We start from the raw sequence: 11,479 nt of genomic DNA on the forward strand, positions 1-11,479 counted from the left end.
GGTTAACCCAGAGTCGCCGGGCACGACTGGCAAGCACCGTCTGCATCGCAGCTGGCCAGATTCTTTTTCCTGCCCGGTTTGAAATTGGTCTCGTACCGCCCCGCGCCCTTGGGCCAAAAACCGGCCGCAGAGACACTGTTAACCAGAGCGCTCTGATGGCAAGAGGGGCGGCTGGTCAGCGGGACGTCAGATAGCTTTTGCTGTTTCGCAAATTCCTGACCACTGTCATCGCAACGATATGGGTAGATAGGCATGGGTCACAAGAATTTGGTCACAAAAGGGGGCACATTATAGAGGAAAAGCCCACTCCGGGTAAAATGGCCCGATGCACCTCCCAGCGGGAATTCTGTCCATGCCTCTTTATATTGGCCTGCCTCAATGGAGCCACAGCGCCTGGCCAGGTCATCTGCTCGGCCGCGCCACCCGACCAAGTGACCATCTGGCTGACTACGCCAAGGTGTTCAATGCCATCGAAGGCAACACCACCTTCTATGCCAATCCGAGCCCCGATACCGTGCTGCGCTGGCGTGACGCCACTACCGACGCCTTTCGCTTCACCTTTAAATTCCCCAAGACCATCAGCCACCAGAGCGAGCTGCTCGGCATGGAGCGGGAGGTGAGCGCCTTCATCCAACTGCTCGCCCCGCTGCACGAGCGCCTCGGTTTGCTCAAGCTGCAACTGCCGGCCAGCTTCGGTCCGGCCGGCCTGCCCCGTCTCGAGGCCTTCCTCCGGCAACTGCCGGCAGACTTTGCCTATGCCGTCGAGGTGCGCCATCCCGATTTTTTCGCCAAGGGGGAAGCCGAGCGAGCCCTCAACCGCCTGCTGATCGAGCGTGGCATCAACCGCATCATGCTCGACAGCCGGCCGCTGTTCTCGGTGCCGGCCACTCTCGCGGCAAAGAGTGCGGCCATGATCGAGGCCCAGGGCAAGAAGCCACAACTGCCGGTCCATGTGCTGGCGACCGCCGAGGCGCCGGTAGTGCGCTTTATCGGCCTGCCCCAGCCAGAGCAGAACCACCGCTTCCTACAGCCCTGGCTGCCACGCTGGCGAAGCTGGCTTGATGAGGGCAAAACGCTCTACCTCTTCATTCACACCGCCGACAATGCCCACGCCCCCGAACTGGCCCGCCAGGTGGCCACGGCACTCAACCTGCCACTGCCCCCTTTTGTGGGTGAAAACGATTGCGCCCAACAAGGAATTCTCGACTTTTGACGCAGCCGGGCGCGCCAGCACTTTTTTTACTGTGCGCCGGGCCACCTCCCAAGACAAACGGGGGACGATCCTCTACACTAGCGCCCCGTTGCCCATTGTGAATCCGGTTTCCACCGGCGATGGGCAGGACCGCGCACATTACCCGAATATCGGTTGCCCAACAGCGGCAATCAGGTTGCACGACATGCACTCCAAAGATCAGATTTTTGCCGCCCCGATCGACCGACTGGGGGACTTCTGCTTCGACGAACAGGTCGCGGAAGTGTTCCCGGACATGATCCAGCGCTCCATTCCGGGCTACAGCAACATCATCTCCGCCATCGGCATGATGGCCGCTCGTTACGCCCGCCCCCATACCCGGCTCTACGATCTCGGTTGCTCCATCGGCGCCGCGACCCAGTCCATGCGCCGCCATGTCACGGCCGAGGGCTGTGCCATCACCGCCGTGGATCTCTCTGCCCCCATGATAGAGCGGGCCCGCAAGCACCTGGCCTCCTTCAAGGGATTGCCGGTCGAGCTGCGGCAAGGGGACATCTGCGAGACCCCCATCGAGAATGCCTCTGTGGTGGTGCTCAACTTCACCCTGCAATTTCTCGAGCCGGCCGCCCGGCTGGCCCTGCTGCGCCGCATTCATGAAGGGCTGGTTCCGGGGGGCATCCTGGTGCTGAGCGAGAAGTTTCGCTTCGAAGATGAGCCGGTCAACGAGCTGCTCATCGACCTGCATCTCGACTTCAAACGCGCCAATGGCTACAGCGAGCTCGAGATCAGCCAAAAGCGCAACGCCCTCGAGAACGTGATGCGTACCGACTCCATCCCGGTCCACAAGGCCCGCCTCCATGAGGCCGGTTTTTCCCATGTGGATCTCTGGTTCCAATGTTTCAACTTCGGCTCACTGGTGGCCATCAAGCACGCATGATCGACTTTGCCAACTTCTATCAACTGATCGCCAAGACCCGGCTCAGCCACTGGCTGCATACCCTGCCAGCCCAACTGCACGCCTGGCGCCATGACAACCAGCACGGAGACCTGCCGCGCTGGGAGCGCGCCCTGGCCAAGCTGCCGCAGGCAGCGGCTACCCCTCTGGATTTGCAGCACGCGGTATCCGTTGGCAGTGAGCAGAGCCTGAGCGAAGGGGAGCGCAAGAAGGTCGAGAGCCTGCTGCGCCACCTGATGCCCTGGCGTAAGGGCCCTTTCCATGTGCACGGCATTCATATCGATACCGAGTGGCGCTCTGACTGGAAGTGGGATCGCGTGCTACCGCACCTGTCGCCGCTGGCCGGCCGCCATGTGCTGGACGTGGGCTGCGGCAGCGGCTATCACCTGTGGCGCATGGTGGGAGAAGGCGCCAAGATGGCGGTCGGCATCGACCCGAGCCCGCTGTTTTTGTGCCAGTTCGAGGCGATTCGCCACTTCCTTGGTCACGACCCGCGCGCCCACCTGCTGCCCCTCGGCATTCAGGAGCTGCCCGCCTTACGCGCCTTTGACACCGTCTTCTCCATGGGGGTGCTCTATCACCGCAAGTCTCCCATTGAGCACATCGAACAGTTGCGCAACCAACTGGTGGATGGCGGCGAGCTGGTGCTCGAGACCCTGGTCATCGACGGCGATGAGAACCAGGTGCTGATGCCCGAGGATCGTTACGGCAAGATGCGCAATGTCTGGTTCATCCCCTCCAGTCGCGCCCTCAAGCGCTGGGTGGAACGTTGTGGTTTCGAGGATGTCAGAATTGTCGACGAGAATGTGACCAGCACTGACGAACAGCGTCGGACCAGCTGGATGATTAATGAATCCCTGAGCGACTATCTGGATCCTGCCGATCCGTCGCTCACGGTGGAAGGATACCCGGCGCCCAAGCGTGCCGTACTGATTGCCCGCAAGGCCAAGGACTAGCCGTCGTCAGCAAGGATAGTTACACTGACCCCATTCCAGGAAGCCCATCTAAATGAAGCACATGAACAGCACACTGAAAGGTATGACCCTGCTCTCGATGTTCACCCTGGGCGGGTGCGTCGCCATGAACAAACCAGCCACGCCGCCCCCGGCCACCCTGGCCGAGATCAAGAGTGAACTCTCCCTGAGCGAGCAGCGGGTGCACTCCTCGCTGGCGTTGCAGCAAAAGCAGCTGATCCAGCAACAGTCTGATCTGATTGCGCGGCTGACCCACGATCTCAAGCAGATGAAAGAGAGTGTGAACAAGGTGGATGACAAACTCGCAAAGCTGCCGGACGCCTCGCCCAAACCGGTCGTGGTCACACCGGCCAAGTGCCCTGCCCCGGCGCAGGGACATACTTTAGATGGCAAGCTGCTGGTGGGCGAAGCCGAATGGATCTGGGTTGATGCCGCCAACGATGCCTTCCAGGCCCGGGTCGACACCGGCGCCACCACCTCCTCCATCAGCGCCCAAGACATCACCATCTTCGAGCGCAACGGCAAAAACTGGGTGCGCTTCTTCCTGAGCCATCAGGATGCCGAAGATCGCATCCAGATCGAGGCCCCGCTGGTGCGCCACGTGCGCGTGCGCCAGGCTTCTGCCGACGATCTCGATCGCCGTCCCGTGGTGCGCCTGGCCGTGCGCCTCGGCGACATGACCGAGAAGGCCGAGTTTACCCTAAAAGATCGCAGCGACATGGCCTTCCCCGTGCTGCTCGGTCGTGAGTTCCTCAAAGACATCGCCGTGGTCGACGTGGCCCGCGAATACATCCAACCCAAACCGCAGCTCAAGGATGTGAAGTAATCCATGGTTTCGCGCAAGCCCTTCTACCTGCTGGTCGCCCTGCTCTATCTGGTCGGCCTTGGCATGACTATCTATCACCACGTCGCTCTGGACGTCCCACTCACTCCGGGTGAGAAGCGCCAGATCTGGTCTATCGAAGCCAAACTGGAGTTTGACGCCACCGGCGAGCCGGTCATCGCCTCGTTGGCCATTCCCGGTACCCAGGAGGGCTTCACCCTGATGAACGAAAACGCCGCCAGCCCCGGCTACGGTCTTTCGTTTGTCGAGAAGGGGGGCGATGCCCGCGCCGAGTGGTCCATCCGGACTGCCGCCGGCCGCCAGGAGCTCTACTATCGCGTCGACATGATGGCGGACGCCTACGCCAAACCCGCCTTGTTGCCGCAGCCGCCAGCGATTGAGAAAGAGATCGAGAGCGAGCCATACGCCACTGCCATGGCCCAAATTCTCGAGCGCGCCCAAGAGCGCTCGGCTGACCCTTACACCCTGACCCGCGAAATCATCAAGGAGATGGACAATCAGAACCAGAACGCCGAGCTGCTGAAAAACCACAAGCGCCGCGCCAACCTGATTGCCCAACTGCTCAATAACGCCGATGTGCCTGCCCGAGTGGTGCATGCGCTGCAACTCGAGGATGGCCGCCGCCGCCAGGAGCTGGTCGACTATCTGCAAGTGTTCAGGGGCAAGGAGTACCAACTGTTTAATCCCAAGAACGGTGAGCAGGGCCAACCGGCCAACCTGCTGCTGTGGGAGTACAACTCCGGCTCGCTGCTGGACGTGACCGGCGGTCACAACTCCCGCGTCACCTTCTCGATGATCGAGCAGGAGCAACCGGTCGGGGTCGCGCTGGCTAAGAAGTACGAGTCCTCCGAGTGGCTCAACTTCTCCATCCACAGCCTGCCCCTTGAAGAGCAGACCCTGTTCAAGGGGCTGCTGCTGATCCCCATCGGCGTGCTGATGGTGGTGTTCCTGCGCGTCATCGTGGGGATCAAGACCTCCGGCACCTTCATGCCGGTGCTGATCGCGGTGGCCTTCATCCAGACCCAGTTGATCACCGGCCTGGTGGGCTTCCTGCTCATCGTCGGTACCGGTCTTATCATCCGCTCCTACCTATCGCGGCTCAACTTGCTGCTGGTGGCGCGCATATCGGCGGTCATCATCATGGTGATCTCGATGATCGGTATCTTCTCGGCGCTGGCCTTCAAGCTCGGCCTGACCAACGGCATGAAGATCACCTTCTTCCCGATGATCATCCTCTCTTGGACCATAGAGCGGATGTCGATCCTGTGGGAAGAAGAGGGTCCGAAGGAAGTGGTCAAGCAGGGGGGCGGCTCGCTGCTGGTGGCGGTCATCGCCTATCTGGCCATGGATAACGAGCTGATCCGTCACCTGACCTTTAACTTCCTCGGCCTGCAACTGGTGCTGATGGCGACCGTGCTGCTGCTGGGTAACTACACCGGCTACAAGCTGAGCGAACTCAAACGCTTCAAGCCGCTGGTGGACGAGATGAACGCCGACAAGGACAAGCGCTAACATGTGGCCCTGGGAAAAGTACACCTGGCCGTGGAAGCTGTCAGAATGCGGCATTCTCGGCATGAACAAGCGCAACCACTCCTATATCAGCCGCTACAACCCGCGCAGTCTCTACCCCTTGGTGGATGACAAGCTCAAGACCAAGCGGATCTCCCTCGATGCGGGGGTGACGGTGCCGGATCTCATCGGCACCATCACCGAGCAGCACGCGGTGAGCCAGATTGCCCAGATGGTCGAGGCGTGGCCGGGCTTTTGCATCAAGCCGGCGCGCGGCTCGGGCGGCAAGGGGATCTTGGTGATCCTGCGCCACGAGGACGGGCTCTACTACAAGCCCAACGGCAGCGCTGCCACCGCTCAGGATCTGGAGCGCCACGTCTCCAACATCCTGGCCGGCCTCTATTCGCTCGGCGGCAAGCCCGACAAGGTGCTGGTTGAAAACCTCATCAACTTCGATGACGTGTTCGATGGCTACTCCTTCGAGGGGGTGCCCGACACCCGGGTCATCATCTTCAAGGGCTTCCCTGTGATGGCCATGATGCGGCTGTCGACCGCCGCCTCGGATGGCAAGGCCAATCTGCACCAGGGCGCCGTCGGCGTCGGCTTGTGCCTGCGCACGGGCCGTGCGCTGCGCGCAGTGCAGTTCAACCAGCCGATCCGCCACCACCCGGATACAGGGCTCGACCTGTTCGAGCTCAAGGTTCCCCACTGGGATACCCTGCTGACGCTGGCGGCTTCCTGCTACGAGATGTCGGGGCTCGGCTACATCGGCACCGACATGGTGCTCGACAAGCAGCGTGGCCCCATGCTGCTTGAGCTCAACGCCCGCCCGGGGCTGGCGATCCAGATCGCCAACGGTCGCGGCTTGGTGCCCAACCTCAAGGCGGTCGAGAAGCTCGGCAACACCAAGATGACGGTGCCCCAACGCATCGCCTTCGCCAAAGAGCACTTCGGTGTCTTTGACGACGAGTAACGTCGTGATACGAGGGCGCCACTAGGCGCCCTCGCTGCATTTGTTCCCCCCTCCCCCCCACCGGTCGGGACAATCCCCCAATCCCGGTGATAGAGTAAGCCGCAAGACATTCGCCATGGACTCTATCGGTTTCTCTATGCAACGTTGGCCCAGCCTGAAGCAACTGCACTATCTCGTCGCACTGGACGAACACAAGAATTTCAACCGCGCCGCCAAGGCGTGCCACGTCAGCCAGTCGACCTTGAGCACCGGGATCCAGAATCTCGAGGAGATGCTCAACCTGCAACTGGTCGAGCGCGATCACAAGAGCTTCATCATGACCCCCATCGGCATCGAGATGGTCGAGCGGGCGCGCAACCTGCTCTCCGATGCCCGCGACATGATGGAGCTGGGCCAGAACCAAGGCGGCGTGATGCAAGGCATCATCCGTCTCGGCTGCATCCCGACCATCGCCCCCTTCCTGCTGAGCCGGCTGGTCAAGGCGTGCAGCCAGAGCTACCCCGAGCTGGAGCTGCTGCTGCGCGAAGACACCACCGCCAACCTGCTCAAGCAGCTTGAGCAGGGGGAGCTGGATCTGTTGATCTTGGCGCTGCCCATCGATGTCGGCGGTTTTCACTGCAAGAAGGTCGGCAGCGATCCATTCAAGATGGTGATGCGCAAAGAGATGGCAGCCACCCTGCATACCCCGTTTGATTACAAGGAGCTGCCCGATCAGAGCATCTTCCTGCTCGAGCGGGAGCACTGTCTCACTGATCATGCAGTGAGCGCCTGCCAACTGCGTGAGAAGGACAAGATCAACCCGTTTGCCGCCACCAGCCTGCACACCCTAGTGGAGATGGTGGGGGCCGGCCTTGGCACCACCTTCCTGCCGCAGATGGCCATCGACGCCGGCATCCTCAACAACACCGAACTGGTGGCGGTGCAGCCGCCGGGGGAGCAGGCCTCCCGCGAGATAGGTCTGGTGTGGCGCCCGAGTACCACCCGGGTACAGACCTTCTACAAACTGGCCGAGCTCATCAGCCCGCTGATCTGCAAACGGGATTAAGATAAGGCGCATAAAAAAAGCCACCCTAGGGTGGCTTTTTGCATTCAGGGCTTTCAGTCGCGGGCGGAGGCGATCTCACCCTCTTCCGAGTGCTGCGGCAGGATCAGGTTGAGCACAATGGCCACGATGGAGGCAAAGCCCACGCCGGCCAGGGCGAAGTCACCGATTTTCAGCTCCAGCGCGCCGATGCCGACGGTCAGGGTAATAGCGACGATGGCGATGTTGCGAGCCAGGCCGAGATCCACCTTGGCCTCGATCAGGGTCTTGAGGCCGATGGCGGCGATGGAGCCGAACAGCAGCAGCATGATGCCGCCCATCACCGGCATCGGGATCGAGGTGAGCAGGGCGTTGAACTTGCCGAAGAAGGCCAGGATGATGGCGAACACCGCCGCCCAGGTCATGGTGACCGGGTTGAAGTTGCGGGTGATCATCACGGCACCGGTCACTTCCGCATAGGTAGTGACAGGGGGGCCACCGATAAGGCCGGCAAAGCAGACGCCGAAGCCGTCACCGGCCAAGGTGCGGTGCAGGCCCGGCTCCTTGGTGTAGTCCTTGCCGGTCACGCCGCCGATGGCCATCACGCCGCCGATGTGCTCGATGCAAGGGGCGATCGCCACCGGCAGCATGAACAGGGCGGCAGCCCAGTTGATCTCGGGAGTCACGAAGTGGGGCATGGCGAGCCAGGGGGCGTTAACCATGCCGTCAAAGCTCACCTCACCCATGAATACGGCCACCACATAGCCGACCACCACACCGCTTAAGATCGGGATGAGCTTGATCCAGCCGCGGCAGAAGACGGCGGCAATCAGGGTCACGGTGAGCGAGATACCGGCCAGGGTCAGGGCGGTGGAGAGCGGAATCACCTGCTGCCCCCCGGCGCGGCCCATGGCCATGTTGCAGGCCACCTGGGCCACCGAGAGGCCGATCACCATGATGACAGGGCCGATGACCACCGGCGGCAGCAAGCGGTTGACCAGCCCCATGCCACGCACCCGGATGATGCCGGCCAGGATGAAGTACATGAAACCGGCGGCAAACAGACCGAACATGGTCGACGGCAGGCCCCAAGTCTGGGTGGCATAGATGATGGGTGCGATGAAGGCGAAGCTGGAGCCGAGGAAGATCGGTACCTGGCGACGGGTGCAGAGCTGGAACAGCAGGGTGCCGACACCGGCGCCGAGCAGAGCCATGGAGGGGTTGAGCCCGGTCAGCAGGGGTACCAGCACCATGGCGCCGAAGGCCACGAACAGGATCTGGAGCCCGGCGACGCTCTGTTTGATGGAGGAAAACATGGTTATCCTTAGCGTTTTCGTCGATAGGTCTGGAAATTTACCTTTTCTACCGACTCAGGATTCTTTCCTGACCAACTCGCCCCATACCTGGTGAAGAGTTGACCTTATCCTGCTTGTGAAGGGGCATGAAACCGCTATTTTGGAGGGTATTCGCTGCTGCAAGCATCGAGAACGCGATTTTACGCACTTAAATTTGGGCTGGCAATCGCTTTCCATCGTTCCTGAGTGCCGCCGTGCTGACAAAACCACCCTCGGATTCCGCTCGGAACCTAACAAAAAGGCTGCCCGTGGGCAGCCTTTTTCATGATGTGAACCTAAACCCTGCGATAGGGCAGATAGACCGGCTCCCACATGTGGCTCAGCAGGTGCTGCTCGAGATCCTGGCCGATCAGCGGATGGGTCGGGTTGCGGCGCACTATCTCCTTGAGCACGGCGGTCGCCACCTGCACCGAGATGCGGCGCAGATCGCCAATGGGCGGGTAGACCGAGCCCTGCTCCATGTCCTTGATGCCGACACACTCGGCCAGCGCAAAGGCCGCCGTGGTGAACATGTCAGGGGTGATTTCGCGCACCTGACCGACGATGGCCGCCAGCCCCACACCGGGGAAGATGAAGACGTTGTTACCCTGACCGATGCGAATGCGGCGCCCTTCATACTCCACCGGCGGGAACGGGCTGCCGGTGGCGACGATGGCCCGCCCCTGGCTCCAGCGATAGATATCCTCGGGCAGCGCCTCGCAGTTGGCGGTGGGGTTGGAGAGCGGGAACACCATGGGGCGATCGCTGTGCTCGAGCATCAGCTTGATGTGCTGCTCCTGGAAGGCGCCGCCGGCGCCGCTGGTGCCAAGCAGCACGGTGATCGGCACGTGACGCAACACCTCGGTGAGGTTGGCCTTACCCGGCACCTCGGTCTGCCACTGCTCGAGCAGGGCGCATGGCTTGGCGTACCGGCGCTTGTACTCGTCGAGCCCCTCGCGGCAGTCGCACACCAGCCCCTGGGTGTCGAGGATATAAATGCGATCGCGCGCCGCCTGCGGCTCGAGCCCTTCGTAGATAAGGCCGGCGCAGATCTGATCGGCCACCCCCACCCCACCGGCTCCGGCGCCATAGACCAAGTAGTTTTGCTGACTCAGGGTCTCGCCCTTGGCCCTGACCGCGCCGATGATGCCGGCCAGCACCACGGCACCGGTGCCCTGGATGTCATCGTTAAACGAGGGCAGCACCTGCTGGTAGCGGGACAGGTTGTTAAAGGCATTGGATTTACTGAAATCTTCCCACTGCAACACGGCGTTGGGGAAGTGGCGCTTGACCCCCTGCACAAACTTCTCGATGAACATCTCATACTCAGTGCCGCGCATCCGCTTGTGGGTGCGCCCCAAGTACATGGGGTCATCGAGCAGCTTCTGGTTGTCGGTGCCCACATCGAGGGCAATGGGCAGGCAGCAGGCGGGGTGAATACCGGCCGCCAGGGTGTAGAGGGCCAGCTTACCGATGGGAATGCCCATGCCGCCCACCCCCTGGTCGCCGATGCCGAGGATCCCCTGGCTGTCGGTGACGACGATGATGCGAATGGACTTGGCATCGAAGTGGCGTGCCTGACTGCCCATGTCATCGACATTGTCGGGGGTGATGTAGAGGCCACGCGGCTTTTGGAAGCGGTGGCTGAACTCCTGGCACGCCTTGCCCACGGTCGGGGTGTAGATGTAGGGGGTCATCTCCTCCACATGGCGCGACAACAGGGCGTAGAAGAGGGTCTCGTTTCTGTCTTGCAGGGCGCGCAGGTTCTGGTACTTCTCGATGTCGCTACAGGCGCTTTTGAACCCCTCGTAGACCCGTTCGAGCTGGGCCTCGAAGGTCTGCTCCTGGGGCGGCAGCAGGCCTTCCAGCTCGAAGTCGGCCCGCTCTTGCTCGGTAAAAGCGGTGCCCTTGTTGAGATAGCGGTTGTTCAGAAGATCGGTTCCGGTCAGGGAGACGGGACGAAATTCATTGCCCTCTGCATCTTTCCAGAGCAGATATTGTCCAGTTGCCATAGTCGTTCTCTTATTGAGGGTGAAAGGCCTGCGGCCGAATGCACAAGACTCATAATAAAATCAATCATATGACGTTTAGCTACCCGGTTCTGTGAGCCGAGGCATAAACTCCCCGCCCTGCTCACCGACGCGCCGCCCCCTGTCGCCGCGCAGCCTGCGCCGGGAAAGCAGCCGCCCGAGTGGCCCCCATAAGCCATCAGGGCCACGCCCCTTTCGATGAAACGCGGCCACCGGCCATGGCGCGGTATGGGTGATCCGGCTCAAAAAACGGCACTTTTTTGATAAATTACTCATTGATGCCACTCGCCCGCCCGGGCTCATTTGTTTACCATCCTACCCCGAACCCCATTAGGCCGCGATGGGTTCCCCCCATGCCGTTTAATGGAGCGCGTTGGAAGCTAGATCCACGGGCGGTAGCGTGGAAATTGGTTGTGATAGGCCTCACACAGAAAGGTGGGTGTCCCAGATTCTCCCCAGCCTTGGCGTTGGCCGGTTCAGCGGCGGCAGCATCCTTGGCGTACTTGCCCACAAAGCTGGTTTTGGCGGCGCCCGCCAGCTTCTTCACCGCCGCTTGGGCCTCACACGCCTGCTGCGCCCCCACGCCATCGCTCGCCACCGTCGCGCTCTGGGCCACTCCCATACCCATTCCCATACCCATTCCCATT

The 11,479-nt window shown here is 61.5% G+C and carries 11 protein-coding genes; 7 read left to right on the forward strand and 4 right to left on the reverse strand.

Annotated features, from left to right (window positions below):
* Window positions 1-2 precede the first annotated feature (2 nt).
* Complete coding sequence (locus FE240_RS11420; RefSeq protein WP_193001067.1) at window positions 3-254, reverse strand: FmdB family zinc ribbon protein; 252 nt, start codon at window positions 252-254, stop codon at window positions 3-5.
* Window positions 255-352: 98 nt separating this feature from the next.
* Between FE240_RS11420 and FE240_RS11425 the strand changes: the two genes are divergently transcribed.
* From FE240_RS11425 to FE240_RS11455, 7 genes are all read left to right on the forward strand, one after another.
* Window positions 353-1,213: a DUF72 domain-containing protein gene (locus tag FE240_RS11425; protein ID WP_193001068.1), complete on the forward strand. Its 861-nt coding sequence runs from the start codon at window positions 353-355 to the stop codon at window positions 1,211-1,213.
* A 184-nt stretch (window positions 1,214-1,397) separates the two neighbouring features.
* Window positions 1,398-2,129: a carboxy-S-adenosyl-L-methionine synthase CmoA gene (gene cmoA, locus FE240_RS11430; protein WP_193001069.1), complete on the forward strand. Its 732-nt coding sequence runs from the start codon at window positions 1,398-1,400 to the stop codon at window positions 2,127-2,129.
* Window positions 2,126-3,103 (forward strand): tRNA 5-methoxyuridine(34)/uridine 5-oxyacetic acid(34) synthase CmoB, encoded by a 978-nt coding sequence (gene cmoB, locus FE240_RS11435; protein WP_193004538.1) that lies wholly within the window; start codon window positions 2,126-2,128, stop codon window positions 3,101-3,103. The genes cmoA and cmoB overlap by 4 nt, the downstream gene beginning before the upstream one ends.
* A 61-nt stretch (window positions 3,104-3,164) precedes the next feature.
* Window positions 3,165-3,947: an ATP-dependent zinc protease family protein gene (locus FE240_RS11440; protein WP_449695098.1), complete on the forward strand. Its 783-nt coding sequence runs from the start codon at window positions 3,165-3,167 to the stop codon at window positions 3,945-3,947.
* Between the two features lie 3 nt (window positions 3,948-3,950).
* Entirely contained in the window at window positions 3,951-5,477 is a 1,527-nt protein-coding gene (locus FE240_RS11445) for an inactive transglutaminase family protein (protein ID WP_193001070.1), read from the forward strand.
* 1 nt (window position 5,478) lies between these two features.
* Window positions 5,479-6,447, forward strand: coding sequence for an alpha-L-glutamate ligase-like protein (locus FE240_RS11450; protein ID WP_042046104.1), 969 nt, complete (start codon window positions 5,479-5,481; stop codon window positions 6,445-6,447).
* A 136-nt stretch (window positions 6,448-6,583) separates the two neighbouring features.
* Window positions 6,584-7,492: a hydrogen peroxide-inducible genes activator gene (locus FE240_RS11455; protein WP_193001071.1), complete on the forward strand. Its 909-nt coding sequence runs from the start codon at window positions 6,584-6,586 to the stop codon at window positions 7,490-7,492.
* Between the two features lie 53 nt (window positions 7,493-7,545).
* On the opposite strand, the gene FE240_RS11460 is transcribed toward FE240_RS11455, so the two are convergent.
* The 3 genes from FE240_RS11460 to FE240_RS11470 form a co-directional block, all read right to left on the reverse strand.
* On the reverse strand, window positions 7,546-8,784 hold the full coding sequence (locus tag FE240_RS11460) for a uracil-xanthine permease family protein (RefSeq protein WP_042046105.1): 1,239 nt from the start codon (window positions 8,782-8,784) through the stop codon (window positions 7,546-7,548).
* A 314-nt stretch (window positions 8,785-9,098) separates the two neighbouring features.
* A complete protein-coding gene (locus FE240_RS11465) occupies window positions 9,099-10,814 on the reverse strand; it encodes an NAD-dependent malic enzyme (RefSeq protein ID WP_193001072.1) in 1,716 nt (571 codons plus the stop codon).
* A 325-nt stretch (window positions 10,815-11,139) separates the two neighbouring features.
* The gene (locus FE240_RS11470; protein WP_404800083.1) at window positions 11,140-11,466 is read right to left on the reverse strand and encodes a hypothetical protein; all 327 of its coding nucleotides are present in this window, start codon (window positions 11,464-11,466) and stop codon (window positions 11,140-11,142) included.
* Between the last annotated feature and the right edge of the window lie 13 nt (window positions 11,467-11,479).

The organism is Aeromonas simiae, from assembly GCF_014892695.1.
Lineage (GTDB): Bacteria > Pseudomonadota > Gammaproteobacteria > Enterobacterales > Aeromonadaceae > Aeromonas > Aeromonas simiae.